Annotated in this window: 26 protein-coding genes; 11 read left to right on the top strand and 15 right to left on the bottom strand. The window is 74.4% G+C overall.

What is annotated here, in order from left to right; genetic code table 11:
• Nucleotides 1–8: 8 nt before the first annotated feature.
• Nucleotides 9–575: an O-methyltransferase gene (locus tag J2S63_RS05485; protein WP_310299608.1), complete on the bottom strand. Its 567-nt coding sequence runs from the start codon at nucleotides 573–575 to the stop codon at nucleotides 9–11.
• A gap of 440 nt (nucleotides 576–1015) precedes the next feature.
• On the opposite strand from J2S63_RS05485, the gene J2S63_RS05480 reads away from it, so the two are divergent.
• The 4 genes from J2S63_RS05480 (at nucleotide 1016) to J2S63_RS05465 (ending at nucleotide 4250) form a co-directional block, all read left to right on the top strand.
• Complete coding sequence (locus J2S63_RS05480; protein WP_310299605.1) at nucleotides 1016–1189, top strand: hypothetical protein; 174 nt, start codon at nucleotides 1016–1018, stop codon at nucleotides 1187–1189.
• 63 nt (nucleotides 1190–1252) lie between these two features.
• Nucleotides 1253–2323, top strand: a complete 1071-nt coding sequence (locus J2S63_RS05475) for a 3-isopropylmalate dehydrogenase (protein ID WP_310299602.1) — start codon at nucleotides 1253–1255, stop codon at nucleotides 2321–2323.
• A gap of 111 nt (nucleotides 2324–2434) precedes the next feature.
• Nucleotides 2435–3520 carry a branched-chain amino acid aminotransferase gene (locus J2S63_RS05470; protein WP_310299600.1) on the top strand — a complete coding sequence of 362 codons (1086 nt, stop codon included), beginning with the start codon at nucleotides 2435–2437 and terminating at the stop codon, nucleotides 3518–3520.
• A gap of 4 nt (nucleotides 3521–3524) precedes the next feature.
• On the top strand, nucleotides 3525–4250 hold the full coding sequence (locus tag J2S63_RS05465) for an HAD family hydrolase (protein WP_310306599.1): 726 nt from the start codon (nucleotides 3525–3527) through the stop codon (nucleotides 4248–4250).
• Here J2S63_RS05465 and J2S63_RS05460 read toward each other — a convergent pair.
• The gene (locus J2S63_RS05460; protein ID WP_310299597.1) at nucleotides 4247–5095 is read right to left on the bottom strand and encodes a patatin-like phospholipase family protein; all 849 of its coding nucleotides are present in this window, start codon (nucleotides 5093–5095) and stop codon (nucleotides 4247–4249) included. The genes J2S63_RS05465 and J2S63_RS05460 overlap by 4 nt on opposite strands.
• Nucleotides 5096–5135: 40 nt before the next feature.
• On the opposite strand from J2S63_RS05460, the gene J2S63_RS05455 reads away from it, so the two are divergent.
• The gene (locus tag J2S63_RS05455; RefSeq protein WP_310299594.1) at nucleotides 5136–5531 is read left to right on the top strand and encodes an MmcQ/YjbR family DNA-binding protein; all 396 of its coding nucleotides are present in this window, start codon (nucleotides 5136–5138) and stop codon (nucleotides 5529–5531) included.
• Nucleotides 5532–5606: 75 nt separating this feature from the next.
• On the opposite strand, the gene J2S63_RS05450 is transcribed toward J2S63_RS05455, so the two are convergent.
• Genes J2S63_RS05450 through J2S63_RS05440 form a run of 3 tightly spaced genes read right to left on the bottom strand, consistent with a single transcriptional unit; the run spans nucleotide 5607 to nucleotide 8897 of the window.
• The gene (locus J2S63_RS05450; RefSeq protein ID WP_310299592.1) at nucleotides 5607–6212 is read right to left on the bottom strand and encodes a response regulator; all 606 of its coding nucleotides are present in this window, start codon (nucleotides 6210–6212) and stop codon (nucleotides 5607–5609) included.
• Nucleotides 6209–8185: an ATP-binding protein gene (locus tag J2S63_RS05445; protein WP_310299590.1), complete on the bottom strand. Its 1977-nt coding sequence runs from the start codon at nucleotides 8183–8185 to the stop codon at nucleotides 6209–6211. Before J2S63_RS05445 ends, J2S63_RS05450 begins: the two co-directional genes overlap by 4 nt.
• A 19-nt stretch (nucleotides 8186–8204) precedes the next feature.
• A complete protein-coding gene (locus tag J2S63_RS05440) occupies nucleotides 8205–8897 on the bottom strand; it encodes a hypothetical protein (RefSeq protein ID WP_310299587.1) in 693 nt (230 codons plus the stop codon).
• Nucleotides 8898–9181: 284 nt separating this feature from the next.
• On the opposite strand from J2S63_RS05440, the gene cimA reads away from it, so the two are divergent.
• Nucleotides 9182–10798, top strand: a complete 1617-nt coding sequence (gene cimA / locus J2S63_RS05435) for a citramalate synthase (RefSeq protein WP_310299584.1) — start codon at nucleotides 9182–9184, stop codon at nucleotides 10796–10798.
• Between the two features lie 9 nt (nucleotides 10799–10807).
• Here cimA and J2S63_RS05430 read toward each other — a convergent pair whose 3' ends face one another.
• Nucleotides 10808–11707, bottom strand: a complete 900-nt coding sequence (locus J2S63_RS05430) for a P1 family peptidase (protein WP_310299582.1) — start codon at nucleotides 11705–11707, stop codon at nucleotides 10808–10810.
• A 24-nt stretch (nucleotides 11708–11731) separates the two neighbouring features.
• On the opposite strand from J2S63_RS05430, the gene J2S63_RS05425 reads away from it, so the two are divergent.
• Nucleotides 11732–12493, top strand: a complete 762-nt coding sequence (locus J2S63_RS05425; RefSeq protein ID WP_310299579.1) for an SGNH/GDSL hydrolase family protein — start codon at nucleotides 11732–11734, stop codon at nucleotides 12491–12493.
• Here the strand turns inward: J2S63_RS05425 and J2S63_RS05420 are convergent.
• Genes J2S63_RS05420 through J2S63_RS05400 form a run of 5 tightly spaced genes read right to left on the bottom strand, consistent with a single transcriptional unit; the run spans nucleotide 12483 to nucleotide 15829 of the window.
• Nucleotides 12483–12677, bottom strand: a complete 195-nt coding sequence (locus J2S63_RS05420) for a ferredoxin (protein WP_310299576.1) — start codon at nucleotides 12675–12677, stop codon at nucleotides 12483–12485. The genes J2S63_RS05425 and J2S63_RS05420 overlap by 11 nt on opposite strands.
• The gene (locus tag J2S63_RS05415; protein ID WP_310299572.1) at nucleotides 12674–13849 is read right to left on the bottom strand and encodes an NADH-ubiquinone oxidoreductase-F iron-sulfur binding region domain-containing protein; all 1176 of its coding nucleotides are present in this window, start codon (nucleotides 13847–13849) and stop codon (nucleotides 12674–12676) included. The genes J2S63_RS05420 and J2S63_RS05415 overlap by 4 nt, the downstream gene beginning before the upstream one ends.
• Nucleotides 13846–14424 (bottom strand): ferric reductase-like transmembrane domain-containing protein, encoded by a 579-nt coding sequence (locus J2S63_RS05410; RefSeq protein WP_310299570.1) that lies wholly within the window; start codon nucleotides 14422–14424, stop codon nucleotides 13846–13848. The genes J2S63_RS05415 and J2S63_RS05410 overlap by 4 nt, the downstream gene beginning before the upstream one ends.
• Nucleotides 14415–15329 (bottom strand): FAD:protein FMN transferase, encoded by a 915-nt coding sequence (locus J2S63_RS05405; RefSeq protein ID WP_310299568.1) that lies wholly within the window; start codon nucleotides 15327–15329, stop codon nucleotides 14415–14417. Before J2S63_RS05405 ends, J2S63_RS05410 begins: the two co-directional genes overlap by 10 nt.
• Nucleotides 15326–15829, bottom strand: a complete 504-nt coding sequence (locus J2S63_RS05400; RefSeq protein ID WP_310299566.1) for a hypothetical protein — start codon at nucleotides 15827–15829, stop codon at nucleotides 15326–15328. The genes J2S63_RS05405 and J2S63_RS05400 overlap by 4 nt, the downstream gene beginning before the upstream one ends.
• Before the next feature lie 117 nt (nucleotides 15830–15946).
• On the opposite strand from J2S63_RS05400, the gene J2S63_RS05395 reads away from it, so the two are divergent.
• Entirely contained in the window at nucleotides 15947–16471 is a 525-nt protein-coding gene (locus J2S63_RS05395) for a hypothetical protein (protein WP_310299564.1), read from the top strand.
• 82 nt (nucleotides 16472–16553) lie between these two features.
• Here J2S63_RS05395 and J2S63_RS05390 read toward each other — a convergent pair whose 3' ends face one another.
• Nucleotides 16554–17825, bottom strand: coding sequence for a HAMP domain-containing protein (locus tag J2S63_RS05390; RefSeq protein ID WP_310299561.1), 1272 nt, complete (start codon nucleotides 17823–17825; stop codon nucleotides 16554–16556).
• Entirely contained in the window at nucleotides 17825–18511 is a 687-nt protein-coding gene (locus J2S63_RS05385) for a response regulator transcription factor (RefSeq protein WP_310299558.1), read from the bottom strand. Before J2S63_RS05385 ends, J2S63_RS05390 begins: the two co-directional genes overlap by 1 nt.
• A 70-nt stretch (nucleotides 18512–18581) precedes the next feature.
• On the opposite strand from J2S63_RS05385, the gene J2S63_RS05380 reads away from it, so the two are divergent.
• The gene (locus tag J2S63_RS05380) at nucleotides 18582–19247 is read left to right on the top strand and encodes a hypothetical protein (protein WP_310299556.1); all 666 of its coding nucleotides are present in this window, start codon (nucleotides 18582–18584) and stop codon (nucleotides 19245–19247) included.
• Between the two features lie 9 nt (nucleotides 19248–19256).
• On the opposite strand, the gene J2S63_RS05375 is transcribed toward J2S63_RS05380, so the two are convergent.
• Both J2S63_RS05375 and J2S63_RS05370 read right to left on the bottom strand, forming a co-directional pair.
• Nucleotides 19257–19616 (bottom strand): hypothetical protein, encoded by a 360-nt coding sequence (locus J2S63_RS05375; RefSeq protein ID WP_310299553.1) that lies wholly within the window; start codon nucleotides 19614–19616, stop codon nucleotides 19257–19259.
• A 281-nt stretch (nucleotides 19617–19897) separates the two neighbouring features.
• Complete coding sequence (locus J2S63_RS05370; protein ID WP_310299551.1) at nucleotides 19898–20755, bottom strand: 3-methyladenine DNA glycosylase; 858 nt, start codon at nucleotides 20753–20755, stop codon at nucleotides 19898–19900.
• A gap of 52 nt (nucleotides 20756–20807) precedes the next feature.
• On the opposite strand from J2S63_RS05370, the gene J2S63_RS05365 reads away from it, so the two are divergent.
• Both J2S63_RS05365 and gltX read left to right on the top strand, forming a co-directional pair.
• Nucleotides 20808–21608: a fumarylacetoacetate hydrolase family protein gene (locus J2S63_RS05365; protein WP_310299549.1), complete on the top strand. Its 801-nt coding sequence runs from the start codon at nucleotides 20808–20810 to the stop codon at nucleotides 21606–21608.
• Nucleotides 21601–23085 carry a glutamate--tRNA ligase gene (gene gltX, locus J2S63_RS05360; RefSeq protein ID WP_310299547.1) on the top strand — a complete coding sequence of 495 codons (1485 nt, stop codon included), beginning with the start codon at nucleotides 21601–21603 and terminating at the stop codon, nucleotides 23083–23085. Before J2S63_RS05365 ends, gltX begins: the two co-directional genes overlap by 8 nt.
• Nucleotide 23086: the final 1 nt, after the last annotated feature.

Below are 23086 nucleotides of genomic sequence, written 5' to 3'. Positions count from 1 at the left end.
CCGGTGGCTCAGCGGCGGGCGGCGATGAGCGCGCTGGTGTCGGGGGCGACCATCACCTCGACGGTGGTGAAGCGCTCGTCGGTCAGCCACCGCTCGCGCAGCGTGTCGACCCGGCCCTCGTAGACCGGGGGCCACGACTCGCACGGGGTGAAGTCGTCGAGCACGACGACGCCGCCGGGCTCGACCAGGTCGCTGACCACGTCGGGCCCGCTGACCTTGGGCTCGCGCGCGTCGAGGAAGAGCAGGGCGAACGGACCGCGCTCGTTGAGCGTCGACCAGTCGGCGGCCACGACCTCGACCTGGGGGTCGTCGGCGAACACCTCGGAGGCCGCGCCGGCGAGGACCGGGTCGAGCTCGGCGCTCACGATCTGGGTGCCGCTGCGCGCCCCGCTGCGCAGCCAGGCCGTGCCGACCCCGGTGCCGGTGCCGAACTCGGCGACCACCCCCTCGCGGGAGGCCGCGAGGGCGGCGAGGAGCCGGCCGGTCTCGTGGCGGCAGAAGGAGGCGTACCCCCGACGGCGCGCGGCATCGAGGGCACGTGACACGACGGCGGGGATCTCGAGCGGCGCACTCATGACGGAGATCCTCACACCTCCTGGACGCCTGACCAGGATATGAGAATCCGTCTCAGCAAATGGAAAGGGACGAAAGTACCGTGCGCGAGGCGGGTCCGGCGTGTCACCCTGGCAGCACCATGCGGTCGTTCTTCGTACTTATCAGTCGCCGCGGCGAGGCTCACCAGTAGAGCCACCTCGCCGCGGTGCTGGTGTTGTGCGGGCTCTACGACCCCTCCGCGGTGAGTGAAGAAGAACACCCTCCCCCTGTCGGATCCGACAGCGGTGGACTTCTCCCTCCGGGACCCGGAACGAAGAGCGCAGGGCCCGTCCCTCCGCCGGCTGCATGAGACCCATCGGCCAGCGCCGGACGCTTCTCCTCTCCATCGCGGACACCACCTCGTCACCTCTGGTGACACCACCGTGAACCCCGTGAACCGCTGAGCAAGCAGGAGAAGACGATGTACCAGATGTACCCCGAGTGGGGCCCGGCCCGGCACCGCACCGACGAGCGCACCACCGACCGTGAGACCCGTCCCGCACGACGTCGCCCGCGCTACTGGGAGAAGCAGCTGGTCACCGCCGGCGCCCCCACGGCGTACGACGGGGAGCGCGAGCGCCCCGACGACAACTGAGGTCGTGCTCGCCCAACGGTCGCGTCGAGCCCGGCGAGCGGGCGGCGTCTAGGCTTCGGAGCCATGAGCACCCCCACCTCCGACGCCTCCGTCCGCCTCGCCGTCATCCCTGGTGACGGGATCGGCCGTGAGGTGACCGACGAGGCGCTCAAGGTGCTCGCCGCCGCCACCGACGGCGAGGTGAAGTTCGAGACCGAGCGCTACGACCTCGGTGCCGAGCGCTACCTCGCGACCGGCGAGGTGCTGCCCGACAGCGTGCTCGAGGAGATCCGCGGCCACGACGCGATCCTGCTCGGCGCGGTGGGTGGCAAGCCCGGCGACCCCAACCTCCCGCCCGGCATCCTCGAGCGCGGCCTGCTGCTGCGGCTGCGCTTCGAGCTCGACCACTACGTCAACCTGCGCCCGTCGCGGATCTACCCCGGGGTCGTGTCCCCGCTGCGCGACCCGGGCGAGGTCGACTTCGTCGTCGTGCGCGAGGGCACCGAGGGGCCCTACACCGGCAACGGCGGGGCGCTGCGCGTCGGCACCCCGGCCGAGGTCGCGACCGAGGTCTCGGTCAACACCGCCTTCGGTGTCGAGCGGGTCGTGCGCGACGCGTTCGCCCGGGCCCTGAAGCGTCCCCGTCGCAAGCTCACCCTCGTCCACAAGACCAACGTGCTGGTCAACGCCGGCGCGGTCTGGTCGCGGCTCGTGCGCGAGGTGGGGGAGGAGTTCCCCGACGTGTCCGTGGACTACCTCCACATCGACGCGGCGACGATCTTCATGACCACCGACCCGGCGCGCTTCGACGTGATCGTCACCGACAACCTCTTCGGCGACATCATCACCGACCTCGCGGCCGCGATCACCGGCGGCATCGGTCTGGCCGCGAGCGGCAACGTCAACCCCGACCGCACCGCCCCCTCGATGTTCGAGCCCGTCCACGGCTCCGCCCCCGACATCGCCGGCCAGCAGAAGGCCGACCCCACGGCGGCGATCCTCTCCGCCTCCCTCATGCTCGACCACCTCGGTCACGACGCGGCCGCGAAGCGCATCGAGGACGCCGTCCTGGCCGACCTCGCGGCGCGCTCGTCCGGCGCGGCCCGTCGTACGCCGGAGGTCGGCGACGCGATCGCCGCTCGCGTCGCCGGGTGACGGTTTCACTAGGTACCTAGTGAAGCTCTCACTCCCCGAGCGAAACTTCGCTCGGGGAGCGACAACGTCACTAGGGACCTAGTGAAACTGACAAGGAAGTACCGTGCACCCATGAGCAGCCTCGACATCCGGGTCGACCAGCGACCCGACCTCACGCCGGACGAGCGCCTCGCGGAGATCCTGGCGAACCCCGGCTTCGGCACCCACTTCACCGACCACATGCTCACGGTGGAGTGGACTCCGGAGGAGGGGTGGCACGGCGCCCGCATCGGCGCCTACGGCCCGCTGACCCTCGACCCGGCGACGGCGGTCCTGCACTACGCGCAGGAGATCTTCGAGGGCATGAAGGCCTACCGCCGTGAGGACGGCTCGGTGTGGACCTTCCGCCCGGAGGCCAACGGCCAGCGCCTGGCGCGGTCCTCGCAGCGCCTCGCCCTGCCCGAGCTCCCGGTGGAGGACTTCGTCGCGACCGTCGACGCCCTGGTGGGGGTCGACGAGCGCTGGGTGCCCGAGGCCGCCGGTGAGAAGAGCCTCTACGTCCGGCCGTTCATGTTCGCCTCGGAGGCGTTCCTGGGCGTGCGCCCGGCCAAGCACGTGACCTACATGGTCATCGCGTCGCCGGCCGGGGCCTACTTCTCCAAGGGCCCGACTCCGATCACCCTGTGGCTGACCGAGGAGTACACCCGCGCGGGCCGCGGCGGCATGGGCGCGGCCAAGACCGGCGGCAACTACGCCTCCTCGCTGGTCGCGCAGCAGGAGGCCATGGGCCAGGGCTGCGACCAGGTGGTGTTCCTCGACGGGCAGGAGGGGCGCTACGTCGAGGAGCTCGGCGGGATGAACCTCTACTTCGTCTTCAAGGACGGCCGCATCGTCACCCCCGAGCTCGGCACGATCCTCGAGGGCATCACCCGCGCCTCGATCATCGAGCTCCTCGGCAAGATGGGGCACTCCGTCGAGGAGCGCCGCTTCGACATCCGCGAGTGGCAGGAGGGGGTGACCTCCGGTGACATCGTCGAGGTCTTCGCCTGCGGCACCGCGGCCGTCGTCACGCCCGTCGGCTCGCTGAAGTGGGACGGCGGCGAGACCCCCGAGGTCGCCGAGGCCGGGGAGCTCACGATGCGGGTGCGCCAGGCCCTCGTCGACATCCAGTACGGCCGCGCCGAGGACACCTTCGGCTGGATGCACCGCGTGGTCTGAGCCGCTGAGCATCCCGCTGCGGGGCGTCCTGGTCGACGTCGACGACACCCTGCTCACCACCCGTGCCGCGATGTCGCGCGCCGCTGCGACCGCGTTCGCCGAGCTGTGGCCGTCGGTCGACCCCGACCGGGCGTTGCTGGCGGGGCAGCGCTTCCGCGCCGACCCCGAGGGGTACTTCCGCGCGTTCACCCGCGGGGAGCTCGACTTCGCCACGATGCGCACCCGCCGGGTCGAGGCGGCGGCGCGCTTCCTCGGCCACGACGTGCCGGACGGCGCCCGCGACCGCTTCCACGCGGCGTACGAGCCGGTCTTCCAGCGCCTCCTCAGGGCGTACGACGACGCCGTGCCGCTCCTGCACCGGGTCACCGGCGCCGGGCTGGCGCTGGGGGCGCTGACCAACTCGGGCCGTGACTACACCGCCGGCAAGCTGGCGGCCGCCGGGCTCGACCGGCTCCTGCCGGTGGTGGTCACCCGCGACACCCTGGGGTTCGGCAAGCCGGACCCGCGGGTCTTCGAGCACGCCTGCTCCGAGCTCGGCACGAGACCGGGGGAGACCGTCTACGTCGGCGACGAGTACGACGTCGACGTGCTGGGCGCGCTGGGGGCCGGGGTGCGGGCGGTGTGGCTCGCGCGCGACGAGCCCGACCCCGCCCTGCTGGCCGACGCGCGGGCGCGTGACGTGCCGGTGGTGTCCGGGCTGGACGAGCTGCCGGCGCGGCTGGGGTTCTAGCCCCAGACGACGCGGACCCGCTCGACCAGGTCGGCGGACTGACGCAGTCCCGCCCGGGCCGCGCCGGCGCGCTTGGCCGGGTCGAGGACGTTGCGACCGAAGGCCCGCAGCGACTCCTTGTCGGGCACCACGGAGGTGCTGCGCGCCGGCAGCCGGCGCATCTGGGACTCGACGGAGCCGGCCTTGCTGAGGCCTCGGGGGATGGGGGCGAGGACGACGACCGCGTCGGCGTCGTGCGCGAGGTCGGCGTTGGCGGGCGTGCGGACGCCGCCGTCGATGTAGCGGTGGTCCTTGATCGCCACCGGGGGCCAGACGCCGGGGACCGCGCACGACGAGGCGACGGCCTCGACCAGGTCGACCCCGAGCTCACGCGTCCAGACCGCGAACCGACCCGTCTCGGCCTCGACCGCCGTCACCCTCAGGTCGCGGTCGGGCCAGTCGCCCACCTGGATGCGCGACTTGATCACCTCGACCCGGTCGTGGCCGCTGCCGGGGTGGGCGCGCAGCGCCAGCGAGCCGACGCGGCGACGCCGGGCGCGGGGCGAGCCCGGCAGCAGGGCGGGCCCGACGAGGGACACCAGCTCGCGCAGCCCGAAGGCCGCCCCGATCTCGTGGTCCGGGGGCTCGAGCTGGCCGGCGTACAGCGCGTCGAGGTCGAGGCCGCTGGTCACCTGGGCCCCGACCACGGAGCCCGCCGAGGTGCCGACCACGATGTCGGCGTCGGTGAGGTCGACACCGGCGTCGCGGAGTCCCTTGAGGATGCCGAGCATCCACGCGATCCCGGTGATGCCACCCCCTCCGAGGACGAGGGCGGTGCGGAGGTCGGGCTGCGGCTGGGTCGTCACCCCTCGAAACTACCCAGCGGTCGGGCCTATCGTCGGTGAGGTGCCCCACCCGGTCATGTTCGACGACGCCGACCCGCTGCTCGTGCGCCTGCGCTCGCTCTGCCTGGCGCTGCCCGAGGTGGAGGAGCGGATCAGCCACGGCCGGCCCACCTGGCGCGTGGCCAAGCAGTTCGCGCAGTACGGCGGCGGGGAGCGCACCCCGGACGGGCACGTCCGCCACGACCACGCGCTGCTGTTCGTCCCCGAGCCGGGGGACGTGGGTGCCCTCGACCAGGACGAGCGGTTCTTCCTCCCGGCGTACGTCGGCCCCTTCGGCTGGCGGGCCGTCGACCTCGACCGCGACGACGTGGGCTGGGACGAGGTCGCCGAGCTGGTCGACGCGTCGTACCGCCAGGTGGCCAACCGCCGCCAGCTCGCTGCGCTCGCCGAGCTGTAAATCGGAGTTGTGGTCGCTCACCACGTGTGGTGACGCCAGATGAGCGACCATCACTCCGATGTACAGCGGAGGGGGTCACAGGCCCCGGGCCCGCAGCGCCGCCTGCGTGCGGTCGCGGACCTGCAGCTTGGTCAGCAGGTGGGAGACGTGGTTCTGCACGGTCTTCAGGCTCAGCTCGAGCTCGCGGGCGATCTCGGAGTTGCTCCGGCCCGCGGCGACGAGGGCGAGCACCTGGGCCTCCCGCTCGGTGAGGTCGCGGCGGTAGCGCTGGCGTCCGAGCAGCACACGACGCGCGGCCTCGCCGCCGGCCACGACGCCACCGGCAGCGACCGTGCGGATCGCGGCGAGCACCTCCTCCTGGAGGGCGCCCTTGAGGACGTAGCCGAGGGCGCCCACCTGCAGGGCGGCGCCGACGGCGTCCTCGTCGTCGACCATCGTGAGCACGAGCACGGCGGGCGGTGCGGGCTGCGCCACGATCCGGCGGATGCCCTCGGCGCCGCTGATGCCGGGCAGGTTGAGGTCCATCACGACCACGTCCGGCCGGAGCTCGGCGGCGAGCCTCCCCGCGGTCTCGGCGTCGCCGGCGGAGCCGACGAGCTCGAGGTCCTCGGTGAAGGAGAGCATCGTCTCCAGCCCCTGGCGGAACAAGGGGTGGTCGTCGACCACGAGGACCCGGATCACGGTCGCTCCTCTCGCGCCAGGGGGAGTCGGGCGCTCACCAGCGTGCCCCGCCCGGACTCGTCGAGCACCAGGGACCCGCCGAGCTCCTCGGCGCGCTCACGCATGCTCTGCAGGCCGACGCCACCGTCGCGCGGGGCCGCCGCGCCGACGCCGTCGTCGCAGATCTGGAGGGTCAGCTCCTCGGCGGTTGCTTGCAGGCGCACCTCCACCCGCGTGGCCCGGGCATGGCGCACCGCGTTGGTCAGCGCCTCGGCGGCGATGCGGTAGGCCGCCACTTCGACCGCGGCGGAGAGCCGCGGTCCGGCCGCGGCGCAGACCTCGACGACCGGCCCCTCAACGTTCTCCAACCGTCGCGCGAGCTGGCGCAACGCCTCCTCGAGTCCCAGCTCGTCGAGCGCCGGCGGTCGCAGGCCGTCGACGATGCGGCGCACGTCGAGCACCGTCGACTGGATGCCGGAGCGCAGGTCGAGCAGGGGAGCGTCCACCGCGGGCCCGAGCTCGGCGGAGCGCAGCCGGTGGCGGAGGTTGTCCACCTCGAGGGTGAGCGCGGCCAGGGTCGGACCGAGCCCGTCGTGGAGGTCCCGGCGGAGTCGGCGCCGCTCCTCCTCGCGCGCGAGGACGAGGCGCTCCTGGCTCTGGCGCAGGGAGCTCACCAGGCCGGCGGCGTGGACCACCGAGCCCAGCTGGTGGGCGACGTCGTCGAGCAGGGCGCGGTCGAGCTCGCGCAGACGCGGGCCGTCCCAGCGCAGCGCGCCCACCGGGACGCCGTACGCGCGGAGCGGGGTCGCCTGGACCTGTGCCCCCGGTGTGCCGTGCGCCGCCAGGACCGCGCCGGTGGTGTCGGTGACCGAGACGTGGCTCAGGCCGAGGCCGGCGGCGAGCTCGCCGACGAGGGTCTGGAGGAGGCCCGGCGCGTCGGCGGCTTCCACGAGACGTCGGCCCGTGGCGGCCAGCACCTCGGCCGGCTGGGCCCACTGGCCGTAGACGAGCCGGTTGGCCGCGCGCTGCAGGCCTTCGCGCAGCGGCGCGAAGCTGACCGCGATCACCCCGGCCGCCGCCCACCCGAGCCACGCGGCGCCCTGCTGGCGCAGCATCGCCCCGACGCCACCGACGACGAGCGCGTAGATCGCGGCGATGCTCAGCGACAGGGCCGCGTAGCCCACGGACCTGCTGAGGACCAGCTCGAGGTCGTAGAGCCTGCGTTGCAGGCAGGCGATCGCGATCGCGACGGGAAGTGGCAGCGAGACCAGCGCGAACAACGCCGGGGACGCCGCGTCGGAGAAGCTGAGGGCCAGGGCGGTCACCGGCGCGACGAAGGCGAGGGCGAACCACAGCAGCCGCTGCCGGTCGATGCCCCTGCTGTGCCGCCAGCGCCACCCGAGCACCACGACGCCCGCGGCGAGGGCGGCGAGGGCGAGCAGCAGGCCGACCTCCTGCGCGGCGCCGGTGAGGGGCGCGAGCTGCTCGGGCAGCCCCACCGGGTTGGGGACGTCACTCATCCGCAGGTCGGTCTGGGTGGGCGAGAGCACCGTGGCGAGCGTCTGGACCCCCAGGCACGCCCAGGCCGCGATCCATCCGGTGCGTCGCACGGTCGCGGGGCCTTCCCGGTGGCCGTCGGGGAAGACGAGCGGGAGCAGAAGCACGACGAGCAGCCACCCGGCACCGCGAGCGGCGGTGCCGACGGTGGCGGCCAGCTGGACCTCCCAGGCACCGGGGTCGCCGCGCAGCTGCGCGCGGGCCACCTCGAGCAGCCCGCTGCCGGCCGCGGCGACGCTGCCGCCGACGAACATGAGCCGGCCGACCGGGTGGTCGGGCAGCGAGCGCAGGATGAGCAGCCCCATGACGACGTACGCCGCGTACATGGCCCCCACCAGCGTGAGGCTCAGCGCGGCGTCGGGCGTGGGCTGGGCGAGGACGCCGGCGACGATGCCGGCGCCCCCGAGCAGCGCCGCGAGGGTGCGTCGTGCAGGCACGCCTCCAGGATGGCTCATCTCAGTCCCGAGCGGGTGTCCCTCGCAGCAGGGTGATGCAGACAGCCACCCACCACAGGATCCCGACCATCCCCATCACGTTGTGGAAGAACGGCGTGCCCAGGACCACGAACGCCCCGATCGCGATGCTGACCCACCCGAGGGTGCGCCGCTGCGCACCGCCGGCCAGCACCGCCAGGCCCAGCGCGACGGCCATCGCGCCCTGCGCCGAGACCTGCAGGACGTAGCCGAAGTTGCGGATGTCGTTGACCATCGCGACGGCACTCGCGTCGGCACCGTGCTGGGCGCCGTAGAGCGCTGCGGCTCCGGGTGGGAACCCCACGGCCAGGGTCGAGGCGGCGAGGACGATCCCCAGGGCGAGGAAGGACTGGGCCGCGGCGCGGGCGTACGCCGACCCGCGGCCCACCGCCCCCGCGACCAGCACGAGTGCCGGCACGAGCAGGAGGAAGGAGGCCGCCTCGACGTAGCCGGCACCGAAGACCCGCGTCAGGTCGGCGCTCCCGTAGACGTGCCGGAGCTGGGCCGCGGACGCGCCGTGCTCGACGAGGACCTCCTGGGTGATGGCTGCGAAGACGAGGACGACGTGGGTGAGACCGAGCGCACCGCCGAGGCGACCGAGCCTCTGCGCCTCCTCGGCGCCGGTGGGGACGGTGGGATCGGGGGTGGTCGTGGTGGCCTGGGTGACGGAGGTCATCGGGACTCCTCTGGGTCGGGGTTGATGACCTCAGCGTGCGACTCCGGCGCACCCGGGGGATCGGGCGACTTCCCTGCCACCCGGGAAGATCTCCCGTGCCGCCGCCGGCCGGACTGAGACGGCCGGCCACCGGCGGCAAGGCATCTGGCAGACTGGGGGACGTGTCAGCGCAGGTGATTATCAGCTAGCGCGCCGGAGCCACATCCCGGCGCGCTGACCTCTCGTCCCCACGGGAGGTCTTTTTGTTGCAGTCACCAGAATTCCGATCCTGAACCGAGGCACAGATGGACACCCAGACCGGGCACACCCTCGACCGCGAGGCCTTCCACGTCTACGACACCACGCTGCGCGACGGCGCCCAGCAGGAGGGGCTCAACCTCTCGGTGCTGGACAAGCTGCACATCGCGCGCGCCATCGACGAGCTCGGCGTCGGCTTCATCGAGGGTGGCTGGCCGGGCGCCAACCCGAAGGACACCGAGTTCTTCCGCCGAGCCCGGGAGGAGCTGGACCTGCGCAACGCCCAGCTCGCGGCGTTCGGCGCGACGCGGCGGGCCGGCGTACGCGCGGCGGACGACCCACTGGTCGCCGCGCTCCGCGACTCCGGGGCCACGGTGGTCACCCTGGTCGCCAAGTCCCACGACCGCCACGTCGAGCTGGCGCTGCGCACCACGCTGGAGGAGAACCTCGCGATGGTGCGCGACACCGTCTCGCACCTCACCACCGAGGGGCAGCGGGTGTTCCTCGACGCGGAGCACTTCTTCGACGGCTACCGCGACAACCGCGACTACGCCCTCGAGGTCCTCCGGACCGCCGCCGAGGCCGGCGCCGAGGTGGTCGCACTCTGCGACACCAACGGCGGCATGCTGCCCGACTGGGTCTCCGACGTCGTCCTCGACGTGCTCGAGTCGACCGGTGCGCGGGTCGGCATCCACTGCCACAACGACACCGGCTGCGCGGTCGCCAACTCACTCGCGGCGGTCAAGGCCGGCGCCAGCCACGTGCAGGGCACCCTCAACGGCTACGGCGAGCGCACCGGCAACGCCGACCTGGTCAGCGTGGTGGCCAACCTCGAGCTCAAGCTCGCCCGACCGGTCCTGCCGTCCGGCAGCCTGCGCGAGGCCACGCGCGTGGCGCACGCGGTCGCCGAGGTGACCAACGTGCCGCCCTCCGCGCGCCAGCCGTACGTCGGCGTGAGCGCCTTCGCGCACAAGGCCGGTCTGCACGCCTCGGCGATCAAGGTCGACCCCAACCTCTACCAGCACATGGACCCGATGGACGTCGGCAACGACATGAGGCTGCTGGTCTCCGACATGGCGGGTCGCGCGTCGATCGAGCTCAAGGGCGCCGAGCTGGGCTTCGACCTCAGCGGCGACAAGGCGCTGGTCACCCGCGTCACCGACCGGGTCAAGGCGATGGAGTCGCGGGGCTACACCTTCGAGGCCGCCGACGCCTCCTTCGAGCTCCTGCTGGTCGAGGAGGTCGAGGGCGGCCGGCCGGCGTACTTCGACATCGAGACCTGGCGCGTGATCACCGACTCCCGCCCGTCGAGCGAGGCGACGTCGGAGGCGACGGTCAAGCTGCGCGCGGGAGGCGACCGCATCGTCACCGTCGGGGAGGGCAACGGCCCGGTCAACGCCCTCGACCACGCGCTGCGGCAGGCGATCGGGCGGGCCTACCCCGAGGTACAGAAGTTCGAGCTGATCGACTACAAGGTCCGCATCCTCGACCAGGGACACGGCACGGACGCGATCACCCGCGTGCTCATCGAGACCTCCGACGGCGTCTCCTCGTGGGTCACCGTCGGGGTGGGGGCCAACGTGATCGAGGCGTCGTGGGAGGCCCTGCTGGACTCGATGGTGTTCGGCCTGCGCCGGCACGGGGAGACCCCGCTCGGCGCCTGACCCGGCCCCTCAGTGGGGCTGGACGGCCCGCCGCACCGCGGCCGCCACGGCCACGACCGCCGCGGTCTGGAGGGTCAGCAGCGACGGGTCGGCGGGGGTCACCAGGCCGGTGCTGGTCGCGAAGACCGTGTCGCCGTCGTACGCCGTGTGGACGGGTCTGATCGCCTGCGCGAGCCCGTCGTGGGCGACGACCGCGAGCCGGTGGGCCTGGGTCTTGGTGAGCGCGAGGTCGGTGGCCACGACGGCGATCGTCGTCGCGCTGCCGACCGGCGGCGCGGGCGGCACCTCCAACAGCAGCCGCTCGACCGTGCCCGCCCCGGCGAGCAGCGCGCCGTCCCGGTCCACCACGTCACCGACGGCGTTGACCGCGACGACCGCTCCCACGACCCCGCCACCCGGCAGGGCCACGGACGCGGTCCCCAGGCCGCCCGGCACCGGGTCGCCGAACAGCTTGCCCACGGTCGCGCCGGTCCCGGCGCCGACGATCCCGGCCCCGCAGGGCTGCCCGGCCGTCGCGGCCTCCAGCGCGGCCAGCCCCTCCGCGGCCCCGGGGCGTACGTCGGCCCGGCCGGCGGCCAGGTCGTAGAGCACCGCCGCCGGCACGATCGGCACCACGCCGACCGGGGTGGGCACGCCGACCCCCTGCGCCTCGAGTGCCGTCATCACCCCGTCGGCAGCCGCCAGCCCGAACGCCGACCCGCCGGTCAGCAGGATCGCGTGGGCCACCTGGACCTGGTTGTCCGGGGCGAGCACGTCGGTCTCGCGGGTCCCGGGCGCCGCGCCGCGCACGTCGACCGAGGTGACGGCGCCCTCGTCGGGCAGCCGCACCACCGTGCAGCCGGTGCGGGCGGTCACGTCGCTCCAGTGGCCGACCCGGACCCCGGGGACGTCGGTGATGTCGCCGCTCATGCGCCCAGGCTAGAGACTGGGGGGATGCGGTGGCCCGTGCTCGTCGGAGCGGTGGTGCTGGCGGCGTGCAGCGGCCCGCCGGCGGCCCCGGACCGGCCGTCGCCGGTGCCCGACCCCGCCGCCGACGGGGTGGTCCGGCTGCTGTTCCTCGGCAACAGCCACACCGCGCACCACGACGTGCCCGGGACGGTGGCCGCGCTGCTGCGGGCGGCCCGCCCCGGGGTCAGGGTCGTGGCGGTCCGCGAGCCGACGATCCAGCACCTGCAGGAGCGGGCGACCCACCGTCCGACGCTCGCGCTCCTGGCCTCGCGGCCGTGGGACTACGTGGTGCTCCAGGCCCAGGACTACAGCCTCAGCGGCCGGACCCGCTATCCCACCGACGGAGCCGAGTCGCTCGCGCGGCGGGCTCGGCGGCAGGGCGCGCACGTGGTGCTCTTCGCCGAGTGGGCCCGGCGCGACGTCGACGAGACACGGCTGATCCTCGACACCTACGGGCACATCGCCGCCGCCGGGCCCGCGTGCCTCCCGCCGGTGCCGGAGGCCTTCGACCGCGCGGCGCCCCTGCACCTGGAGCTGCTCGCACCGGACGGCAACCACTCCTCACCGGCCGGCGCCTTGCTGGCGAGTGCGGTGCTGGCGGGTGCGCTGCTGCACCAGCCGCTCGCCGACCTCCCCGCCGTGCGGACCGGAGTCCCCGCGCGGGTCCAGCACCGGCTGCGGACGGTGGCGGACGCCGCCCTGGCCGCGCTTCCCGCCGACCGGCGCTGCCCGCAGGTCAGCCCTTGACCAGCCGCAGGGCGAGCTGCGGGCACATCCGCACCGCCTCGCGCGCGCTCCCGAGCAGGTCGTCGGTGACGGGGCCCTCCACCACGGGGTAGCCCCAGTCGTCGAGCCGCACGACCTCGGGCAGCACCTCGAAGCACAGCCCCCGAGCCCGGCAGGCGGGCCAGTCCACCTTCAACGTCCTCATCGGCAGCACCGCCCCTCCACGTGGCCGTCCACGGCGTCGGGACAGGCGACGAGCAGGCTGCGCACCAGCCGGGCCGTGCCGTCCGGGTGGGCACACGCGCCGCGCCCGTCCACCCGGCCGGCGAGCCGGCGTACCTCGTCCAGACGGGGACGTCCGTCGACCACCTCGCGGAACGCGGACGCCAGTGCAGGAAGGCCGTTGAGGCACGGGCCGGAGCGGCGCGCGGACTGGGAGGCGAGGTAGTCGAGCAGCTCCGCGGTGCGCCGCACGGCACAGCGGCCGTCGCTCGGCAGGACCACGCCGGCGCCCAGGGTGAGCCCGGCCCCGGCGAGCGCGCGGCGCGAGACGGGCAGGTCGTGCAGGGCGCCGGCCGGCGCCCACGTGCCGTGGTAGCCGCCGAGGAGGACGGGGGCGTCCAGCCGCGACGGGGGGAGTACGGCGCCCCAGCGCGTCCCGTGCGCCACCTCGACCACCTGCCGGGTCGCGGGTGGCCCGTCGCCGTCGAGGCTGAGCAGGGTCGTGCCCGGCTCCAGCGGCGTGCCGTGCCGCAGCACGGCCTCGGGGCCGGCGGTGGCGAGGACCCCGGCGACCGCGAAGGTCTCGGCGTTGGACAGCAGCGTCGGCCGTCCTCGCAGGCCCGAGTGGGCCGACGGCTGCCACGTGGTGACCGGCAGGTTGGGCCGGCCGGCGACCAGCTCGAGCACCGCGGCGGACTGCCCGGCGACGAAGAGGTCGGCCGCGCGGTGGAAGGTGAAGCGCAGCCGCTCCTCCCGCTGCCCGACGGCCTGCTCGAGCTCCGCGACACCCTGCGGACCCGTGACGAGGTGGACCTGACGCGCGCCGACCGCCCGGGCCGTGGCGACCGCGCCGTCGAGCAGGAGGTGCGGCGAGGTGCGGGCGAGCGTGACGTCCTTGTGGCTGGCGGGCTCGCCCTCGGAGAGGTTGACCACCACGACCGGTCGGCCACGCCCACGAGCGACGGCGCCCAGCTTGTCGGCCAGGGGGAACCCCGCCCCGCCGCGACCGCGCAGGTCGAGCGCGCGGCACCGCGCGACCAGCTCGGTCGCGGAGAACCGGGCCAGGGGTCCCCAACGGCGGCGGTGCTCGCCGAGCTCGGGACCGGATCCCGCCAGGAGCAAGGGACCTCGGCCCAGGGTGACCACCGACGTCATCGGGTCACCACCTCGAGCTCTCGCGGGGTGAGGCGGGACCGGCGGCGCGCGTCGACGACCCGCGCCACCCCGGCAGCCACCAGGGCGACCCCGCAGACGACGTAGGTCCAGCGTGCCCAGCCCTCGCCGGTGTCGGTGCCGATGCCGAGCCCGTGCGCGAAGGCCAGCGCCAGGACGAGGTAGACCCCGAGGTGCACGACCAGCCATGCGCGGCGCGGGAGGTGCTCGCGCACCAGGCTGGTGAGGACCGCGGCGAGGAGGAGGTCGAGCGCGACGACCCCGAGCGCCAGCCAGAGCGGCCGGTAGGCCAGGTGCCAGGGCAGGACCGACTGCCACCACCGGATGTCGACGTACTCGTCGGTGACCGCCGACGCGACGTGCACGACGGTCATCACCACTCCGAGCAGGGCGAGGTTGCGGTGCAGGGCCTGGATCGCGAAGCGGGGCACGCGGGTGCCGGCGTCGCCGCGGGTGGCCCACATGCCCATCAGGGCGGAGGACGTGAGGAGCGCGAGGAGGACCAGGCCGGAGCCGCGGTTGAGGTACCAGAGGAACGGCCCGTCGGTCACGGCCACGCTCCCACCGTCGTGACGCCACCGTCCGCGTCGACCAGCCGGGCGGTGACCCCGTGCTCCTCCAGCCACGCCGGCGCGTCGGCGCCGAGCACGAGCGCGGCGGTGCTCGCCGCGTTGGCGCTCAGGGCGTCGGGTCCGCCGCAGGTCACCGTGCGGTGCACCTCCTCGGCGGGCAGGCCCGTGCGCGGGTCGACCACGTGGTGCACCACCGAGCCCGAGCGTCCCCGCCACCGGCGCACCAGCGTGGAGGAGGTGGCCAGGCCGCCCTCCACCCAGACCACCGGTCCGGACCCGTCGGGGGTCTCGCTCACGCGCACCGGCCAGGGCGCGTCCTGCCCCTGCACGCTGACGTCGCCGCCGAGCGACACCACGGCCGTGCACCCGAGGGCCGACGCCACGGTGCTCGCCACGACGTCGGCGGCCCAGGCCTTGCCGGTCGCCCCGAGGTCCAGGGCGGCCCCAGCCGGCACGCGGACCGCGTCGTCGTGCACCTCGAGCTCGCGCCACGCGCCGGCCCGGTCCCCGGCGGGGGCGGGTCCCCACGCGGTCCGTCGACGCACGGCCGCGAGGTCGTCGTCGTACCCCAGCGAGACGAGGGTCCGGCCCAGGCACGGGTCCACGAGCCCCTCGGTCAGGGCAGCGGCCGCGAGCGCCGCACGGGTCGCACCGACCAGGAGCGGTCCGGCCGGTGACCACGACCCCGCGCGGGCATTGGCCCGGGACAGGTCGGAGTCGGGACGGAAGCGGCTGAGCTCCTGCTCGACGCCGGCGAGCAGGTCGTCGGCGATCGCCCCCGCCCGGGCCAGGAGTTCGGGGGGGTCGACGGCGAGGAAGGCGTAGGTGCCCCACAGCGTCCACCGGGCGTACGGCGTCGCGCGGGTCGGCAGTGCGCTCACGTCGCTCACGACCCCGACGACGGGGCCGGTGGTGGTGGCGGCGGAGGTGGCGGCGGGGCGGGTGCCGGCCGGGACCCGGACGACCCGTGCCCGCCGGAGCCGCTCGAGCCCGAGACGTGGGTGGTGGGCGGCACGTAGGCCCCCGACGACCCGGACGAGGACGAGGACGAGGACGAGGACGGGGCCCCGGACGACACCGACCCGCCGGCCAGCGTGGTCGGCAGGGTGCGGTAGACGGTCCGCGTGCGGACGACCACCTTGCGGGGCCGGTCGCGCCACCGGACGACCGGCCGCACCGCCGGTCGCGCGACGGGCCGGGCGGCCGGGGCCGCCCCGGCAGCCGGGGGCTGCTGGTCGGCCTGCCCGGACTGGCCGCCCTGCTCCGGCGCCGAGGCACGCGCGGCCAGCCCGGCGGTGACCCCCACGGCGCAGGCCGAGCCTGCGGTGACCAGCCCCGTGGCCACGGTGACGGCGGCCCGGAACAGGTCGCGGCGTCGTGCGTCGTACATGGGTGGGCTCCTCTCGACCTCCACGGTCGCCCCGGGAGCCGGGGCGGGGAAGCGGCTTGAGGAAGACTTGAGGTCCCGTCGAGGAAGTCATGACGCGCCAGGCCCCACCGTGGTCGCATGAGACTCTCGACGATCACCGCCGGCGTCGTCGCCGGCGTGGCCGGGCTGGCGGGAGCCGCCGTCGGCTACCAGCACCTCGCCGCACCGCCGCGGCACTCCGAGACCGTCCAGGTGGCCGACGCGACCACGACCGCGCGCGCCACCCCGACGCCGCCGACGCCCGTGACCAAGGTGCGCCTGCGCGACTGCCCGCGCGGCTTCGACCTGCGGCACCGCACGTGCGTGCGGCTCGTCGAGCGCACGGTCGTCATCGACGTCGCGCCGCCCGCCGCCCCCGCTGCGGCGGCGCCGGCTGCCGCCCCCGCACCGCGCCCGGTCACCCGCACTGCGAGCGCCCCCGCGACCCACGAGGCCGGCGACGACGGCCCACGTCACGAGCAGGGCGAGGACCACGGCGGAGCCGAGCACGCCACCGCCGCGCAGCACGGCGACGACGACCACGCCGACGAGGTCGAGCACCAGGACGGGGCCGGCGAGGACCCGGAGCACGGTGACGAGCCGGACGAGCCCGACGACGACTGAGCCCGCACCCACGAGCAGCGGGCGGTGGTCCACCGGGTCCCACGCCGGTGACCGCCGCCCTGCTGTGCGTCCGGCCGCCGGCTCAGACGTCCACGCGGGCGAGCGTCACCCGGGCGACGGTGCCGCTGCCGTCGTGCTGCCAGGAGAAGTGGCCGTCGGCGCGCGCCGCCGTGCGGCGCACGATCTGCAGCCCGAGCCCGCTGGTGCCGGGACGGGGCTGGTCCAGCCCGACGACGAGCGGCGGGCCGTCGTCGGCGACCTCGAGGACGACCTGGCCGTCCTCCACCTCGAGCGTGACCGAGAACCCCGCCCCCTCCGAGGTGTGGGCGAAGACGTTGTCGACCAGCACGTCCACCACGTCGGTGAGGTCCTGGGCGTCGACCGCGCAGTGCACCGGACCGTCGGGCAGGGCGAGACGGACCTCGCGGCCCTGGTCCTCGGCCAGGGCCGACCAGTACGCCGTGCGCTCGGCCACGACCGCGCGGGCGTCGCACTCCGCGCTCATCGTGTGGCGCAGCGGACGCCGGGCGTCCTGCACGATCGTGTCGATGGTCGTCTGCAGCTGCTCGATGTGCCGCCCGAGGCGCTCGCCCACGTCGGCGTCGGTCAGCGACTCGGCGTCGAGGCGGAGCGCGGTCACCGGCGTGCGGAGCCGGTGCGACAGGTCGCCGACCGTCGCCCGCTCGGCGATCAGCAGCTCCTCGATGCGGTCGGCCATGCGGTTCATCGTGTCCGCCAGCTCGACGGTCTCCGGTGGGCCGTGGAGCTCGGCCCGGGCGTCGAGGTCACCGTCGCCCAGACGCTCGGCGACGCCGGCGAGCAGGGTGAGCGGCTCGCTGACCCGTCGGCCGAGGCGGTCCGCCACGAGGAGCGCGGCGACGAGCAGGGCGAAGCCCAGTGCGGCGATGCTCGCCCAGGCGCGATAGACCCCTGCTCGCATCAGCTCGGGGGCCACGGTTGTCACCACGACAAATACGCCGTCCTCGGTGTCGACCGGGATCACGACCTCCCCACCGCGGTCGTCGACGTCGGTGAAGGCCTCGCCGTCGCGGGCGCGTTGGACGTCGTCGTCGAGCAGCAGGCCCTCGCCCGGGTCGCCGTACGTCGTGCCGTCGGGGGCGACGACCGTGGTGCGGGCGGGGGAGCGCGCGTCCACCTGCTCGATGGAGCGCGAGAGCTGCGGCGAGTCGTGCAGGCCGGAGACCACGATCGCGGCCGAGCGGGCCTCGTCGTTGCCGGTGGCGAGCGCCCGGTCGGCGGCCATCGAACGCACCAGCAGGCACAGCGGGATCACGAACGCGAGGACGACCGCTGATGTGGTCGCCGCGACCAGCCAGGAGATGCGCCGGCGCATCAGTCCGCCCCGGGCTCCACCAGGCGTACGCCGACCCCGCGCACCGTGCGCAGGTAGCGCGGCTCGGCCGCGGTCTCGCCCAGCTTGCGGCGCAGCCAGGACAGGTGCACGTCGACCGTGCGGTCGCCACCGCCGTAGGGCATCTGCCAGACCTCGACCAGGAGCTCCTTGCGGGTGACGACGTCGCCGCGGCGGCCGGCCAGCGCGAGCAGCAGCTCGAACTCCTTGCGGGCCAGCTCGAGCGGCTTGCCGGCCAGGGTGGCGGTGCGAGTGCGCGGGTCGACGACGAGGTCGCCGACGACGTAGGGCTCGACCGTGCGGTTGGAGCCGCCCCGGCGCAGGATCGCCCGCACCCTCGCCGCGACCTGGTCGAGGCCGAACGGCTTGACCACGTAGTCGTCGGCCCCGGCGTCGAGCGCCGCGACGACCGTCCGGTCGTCGTCCTGGGCGGTGACGACGATCACCGGCACCTGCGAGACCGCGCGGATCATCGCCAGCACCTGCAGGCCGTCGACGTCGGGCAGGCCGAGGTCGAGGAGCACCACGTCGGGTTTGTCCTTGACGACCAGCTCCAGGGCGGGGAGACCGGCGGGGACGCTGGCCACCGCCATGCCGCGCTGCTGCAGACCCCGCACCACGCCGGTGCGGATCGCGTCGTCGTCCTCGACGACCAGGACGCTGGTCATGGCACGACCGTACGGTGAGGATGGTCCTCGCGTCCCCGGACGCACCGCGAGGACCAGGGGAGGAGCCGGGATGGGCAGGCGATCGGTGCTGCTGGCCGTGGGGCTGTGGCTCGCGGTCGTCGTCGTCGTCTCCGGCGCGACGTGGGCGGTCATCGACGCCGCCGGCCGCGACGTCACCACCCGGCGCGCGGCCGACCCGGCGGCCACCGGCGGAGCCCTGCGGACCGTGACGCCCGAGACCTCGGCCCCTCGCGCGACGCCGACCGCGCGACCGCGCCCGAGCCGCCCGAGCCGCCCGACCCGCCCGACCCGCACGCCCTCGCGGACGCGCACCACGCCCGCCGTCCCGGTGCCCTCCGCCGTCGCCACCGAGCAGCCCGACGTCACCACGCCTGCGTCGCCGGTCACCACCGCTCCCGCGCCCCGGCCCTCGACCCGTCCAGCCACCAAGGCCACGCCGCCGGCACCCGCCCCGCGGCCGCAGGAGCGCACGTGGTCCGGACGGGCCGGCTCGGTCGCGGCCCGCTGCACCGGCTCCACCATCGGCCTGGCCTCCGCCTGGCCCGGCGACGGGTGGCGGATGCAGGTCGACGAGCGCGGACCGTCCCGCGTCAAGGTGGAGTTCCACCTCGCCCGCTCCGACCGGGAGGCCGAGTCCGAGAGCGAGACCGCCGACTCGGTCGAGGTCCGGGCCGAGTGCGTGGGGGGAGTCCCGCGCTTCCGCGTCGACAGCTGAGCCGGCGCCTCAGCGCACGCGCACCGTCGCTCCGGACCGGCTCGGGACGATGAAGGCGAAGTACTTCGAGAACCACACGCCGAATGCGTGGCGCGGCAGCAGCGGCGCGCGCCCGGTGAGCGCACGCAGGTCTCCCAGGGCCCGCTGAAGGTCGTGCCCGTCGCCGAAGGCGTACCAGTCGCGGTAGGCGCCGTCGTGCGGCGGCCTCACGCGGAAGCCGGCCCCCTGGTCGACCAGGAGGGCGGTGGCGGTGTCGGCGAGGACGTACCACCCCTCGCGGGTGAGGATGCCGGGGTTGAGCGGGACGTGGCGCGCGCCGGGCGTGGGCCGCACGCGGCGGGTGGCCGACCTGTCGCGGAACCGGAGCACGAGGTTGTCCGCGGAGAACCCGTGGCCGCGGCGCCAGCGCAGCTCGACCCGGCTGGTGCGGACGACGCGCCAGGCGCCGTCGACCGAGGTGGTGAAGCGCGGAAGGGCCCCAGCCCGCCCGGGGACCGTGTGCCCAGCGTCAGGGTCGGCCGGTCCTCGAAGCGCCGGTCCGCGGCGTACTCCAGCCGGACGAGCGTGGGCGTGACGACCTGGAAGCGCGCCCGTCCGTCGGTGACGGCGCCGACTCGAGGGCCGCGGAGCGGGCCGCCACGGGGCTTCGGTCAGCCCAGCAGCCGGTCGCACTCCTCGAGCAGCCGCGCGCGCAGGGGAGCTCCCCGCTCCGCGAAGCCGCGCTGCGCCGCGACGTACTCCTGCTTGCCCTCGGGGGTCTCGATGCGCACGGGGGAGTGGCCGAGCGCGCTCAGGTCGTACGGCGACGCGCGCATGTCGAGGGTGCGGATGTCCCGCGCGAGCTCGAAGCAGTCCGCCACCAAGGACGACGGCACGAGCGGCACGAGCCGGAAGGCGTGCTTGTAGAGGTCCATCCCGGCGTGCAGGCACGCCGGCTGCTCGTACGACGGCCGGTCGTCGCGGCCGGGCCGCAACGTGTTGAGCGGGCGCGCGCTCGGGGTGAAGAACCGGAACGCGTCGAAGTGCGAGCAGGCGATGCGGTGCGACTCGACCACCTCGTCGGTGCCGGCGGTCCCGAGCCGCAGGGGCCACGCGGCGTGCCGGACCTCCTCCTGGTCGAGGCGGTGGACCATCGCCCACTCGTGCAGGCCGAAGCAGCCGAAGTGCGGGGCGCGGGCCGCGGTCGCGGCGAGCAGCGCACGGACCTCGCGCAGCAGCGGCTCGCGGTCCTCGAGGACCGACGCGGCCACCCGGGTCACGCCGTCGACCGTCTCGTAGCCGCGCTCGGGGGCGTCCAGGCCGACCAGCCCGACGCCGTACCCCGGGTGCCAGCGGCGCAGCGCCGCCGGCCGGAAGGAGTAGTAGCCGAACAGGAAGTCCTCGACCGGGTGCTTGACCCCGGCGCGCCGTCGGGCGAGGTGCGGGTCGACCCACGCGTCGACGCGCGCGTGGTGGGCGGCGGCGAGGGACTCCCACTCCGCCCGCTCGAGAACCGTCGGCACATCCACAGGCGCCAGGGTAGGCGGGCTCCGGCACTCGCGCGCTCGGTAGGCTCGCGGGGTGCGCATCGCAAGGTTCACCACTGCCGACGAGCCGTTGTACGGCGTCGTGTCGGGCGACCTCGACGAGCACGGCGAGCTCGACCCCGACGCCGTCGTGACCGTCTTCAAGGGCGACCCCCTCTACGTGGGCTACGAGCCCACCGACCAGCAGCTGCGGCTCGCCGACGTGCGGCTGCTCGCGCCGGTCATCCCGCGCAGCAAGGTCGTGGCGATCGGCAAGAACTACGCCGCCCACGCGGCCGAGATGGGCGGTGAGGTGCCCGAGGAGCCGCTGATGTTCCTCAAGCCCAACACCTCGGTCGTGGGCCCCGGCGACCCGGTGTTCTACCCCCGCCAGTCGCAGGAGGTCCACTACGAGGGCGAGCTCGCGGTCGTCATCTCGCGCATCTGCCGCGACGTGCCGGCCGAGCGGGCCTCCGACGTGATCATGGGCTACACCGTCGCCAACGACGTGACCGCGCGCGACCTGCAGCGCAAGGACGTCCAGTTCACCCGCGCCAAGGGCTTCGACTCGTTCTGCCCGCTCGGCCCGTGGATCGAGACCGACCTCGACCCCTCCGACCTGCGCGTGCAGACCTACCTCAACGGCGACCTCAAGCAGGACGGCACCACCCGCGACCTGGTCTTCGACGTCCCGACGCTGGTCGCCCACGTCACCAGCGTGATGACGCTGCTGCCCGGCGACGTGATCCTCACCGGCACCCCCGACGGCGTCGGACCCATGGAGGTGGGCGACGAGGTCGACGTCGTCGTCTCCGGCATCGGCACCCTCACCAACAAGGTCGTCTCCCGTGACTGAGCTCCACCGTGATCCCACCGTCCGCGTGCGCTTCTGCCCGTCGCCGACGGGCTCGCCCCACGTCGGCATGGCGCGCACCGCCTTGTTCAACTGGGCGTTCGCCCGCCACCACGGCGGCACCTTCGTCTTCCGCATCGAGGACACCGACGCCGCGCGCGACTCCCAGGAGTCCTACGACACGATCCTCGAGGTGATGCGCTGGCTCGGCTTCGACTGGGACGAGGGTCCGGAGGTCGGCGGCGAGCACGGCCCCTATCGCCAGTCCGAGCGCTACGAGACCTACGCCGACGTCGCGCGGCGTCTGCACGAGGCCGGCCGCGCCTACCACTGCTACTGCTCCACCGAGGAGCTCGAGGCGCGCAACGCCAAGGCCCGCGAGGAGAAGCGCGCCCCGGGCTACGACGGCCACTGCCGCGAGCTCACCGAGGAGCAGGTCGCGGCCTACGTCGCGGAGGGCCGCGAGCCGGTGCTGCGCTTCCGCATGCCCGACCGCGAGATCACCTTCCACGACCTGGTGCGCGGTGAGATCTCGTTCGGGCCTGCGCACGTGCCCGACTTCGTGCTCGTGCGCGCCAACGGCCACCCGCTCTACACGCTGGTCAACCCGGTCGACGACGCGCTCATGCGCATCACCCACGTGCTGCGCGGCGAGGACCTGCTCTCCTCGACCCCGCGCCAGATCGCGTTGTACGACGCGCTCTCCGAGATCGGCGTCGGCGACGGCCGGACCCCGCAGTTCGGCCACCTGCCCTACGTCATGGGCCAGGGCAACAAGAAGCTCTCCAAGCGCGACCCCGAGTCCAACCTGCTCGGCTACCGCGACCGCGGGTTCCTGCCCGAGGGGCTGCTCAACTACCTCGCCCTGCTCGGCTGGGCGATCGCGGAGGACCGCGACATCTTCTCGATGGAGGAGATGGTCGAGGCGTTCGAGATCAGCCGGGTCAACCCCAACCCCGCGCGCTTCGACCTCAAGAAGGCCGAGGCGATCAACGCCACGCACCTGCGGGCGCTGCCGGCCGACGAGGTCGCGCGGCGGATGGTCCCGCACCTCGCGTCCGCCGGGCTGGTCAGCGACCCGCCCACCGCCGAGCAGGAGACCCTGCTGGCCGCCGCCACCCCGCTGGTGCAGGAGCGCATGGTGACCCTCGACGAGTCGGTCGGCATGCTCGGCTTCCTCTTCGCCGGCGACTCCTTCACCCGCGACCCCGCCGACGCCGCCAAGCTGCTCGAGACCGACGACGGACGCCAGGTCGTCAAGGCCGCCCACGACGCCCTCGCGGCGCTGGGCACCTGGGACACGGCGTCGATCGACGAGGCGCTGCGTCAGGCGCTGATCGAGGACCTCGGCCTCAAGCCGCGCAACGCCTTCGGCGCCGTGCGGGTCGCGGTCACCGGGCGCCGGGTCTCGCCGCCGCTGTTCGAGAGCCTCGAGCTCCTGGGCCGAGAGACCTCCCTGGCCCGGCTCGCCCCGTCATGAT

This window comes from Nocardioides marmoribigeumensis (assembly GCF_031458325.1).
Lineage (GTDB): Bacteria > Actinomycetota > Actinomycetes > Propionibacteriales > Nocardioidaceae > Marmoricola_A > Marmoricola_A marmoribigeumensis.
Note: the sequence above shows the minus strand (reverse complement) of the source record. Positions and strands in the feature narration are given on the sequence as shown.

Excerpts from the sequence above, each read along its gene's own strand:
- J2S63_RS05475 (WP_310299602.1), top strand. The coding sequence starts at position 1,253 with ATGAGCACCCCCACCTCCGACGCCTCCGTCCGCCTCGCCGTCATCCCT.
- J2S63_RS05480 (WP_310299605.1), top strand. The coding sequence starts at position 1,016 with ATGTACCAGATGTACCCCGAGTGGGGCCCGGCCCGGCACCGCACCGAC.
- J2S63_RS05440 (WP_310299587.1), bottom strand. The coding sequence starts at position 8,897 with ATGACCTCCGTCACCCAGGCCACCACGACCACCCCCGATCCCACCGTC.
- J2S63_RS05470 (WP_310299600.1), top strand. The coding sequence starts at position 2,435 with ATGAGCAGCCTCGACATCCGGGTCGACCAGCGACCCGACCTCACGCCG.
- J2S63_RS05395 (WP_310299564.1), top strand. The coding sequence starts at position 15,947 with ATGAGACTCTCGACGATCACCGCCGGCGTCGTCGCCGGCGTGGCCGGG.
- J2S63_RS05415 (WP_310299572.1), bottom strand. The coding sequence starts at position 13,849 with ATGACGTCGGTGGTCACCCTGGGCCGAGGTCCCTTGCTCCTGGCGGGA.
- J2S63_RS05385 (WP_310299558.1), bottom strand. The coding sequence starts at position 18,511 with ATGACCAGCGTCCTGGTCGTCGAGGACGACGACGCGATCCGCACCGGC.
- J2S63_RS05430 (WP_310299582.1), bottom strand. The coding sequence starts at position 11,707 with ATGAGCGGCGACATCACCGACGTCCCCGGGGTCCGGGTCGGCCACTGG.
- J2S63_RS05400 (WP_310299566.1), bottom strand. The coding sequence starts at position 15,829 with ATGTACGACGCACGACGCCGCGACCTGTTCCGGGCCGCCGTCACCGTG.
- J2S63_RS05390 (WP_310299561.1), bottom strand. The coding sequence starts at position 17,825 with ATGCGCCGGCGCATCTCCTGGCTGGTCGCGGCGACCACATCAGCGGTC.
- J2S63_RS05425 (WP_310299579.1), top strand. The coding sequence starts at position 11,732 with ATGCGGTGGCCCGTGCTCGTCGGAGCGGTGGTGCTGGCGGCGTGCAGC.
- cimA (WP_310299584.1), top strand. The coding sequence starts at position 9,182 with ATGGACACCCAGACCGGGCACACCCTCGACCGCGAGGCCTTCCACGTC.
- J2S63_RS05420 (WP_310299576.1), bottom strand. The coding sequence starts at position 12,677 with ATGAGGACGTTGAAGGTGGACTGGCCCGCCTGCCGGGCTCGGGGGCTG.
- J2S63_RS05380 (WP_310299556.1), top strand. The coding sequence starts at position 18,582 with ATGGGCAGGCGATCGGTGCTGCTGGCCGTGGGGCTGTGGCTCGCGGTC.
- J2S63_RS05485 (WP_310299608.1), bottom strand. The coding sequence starts at position 575 with ATGAGTGCGCCGCTCGAGATCCCCGCCGTCGTGTCACGTGCCCTCGAT.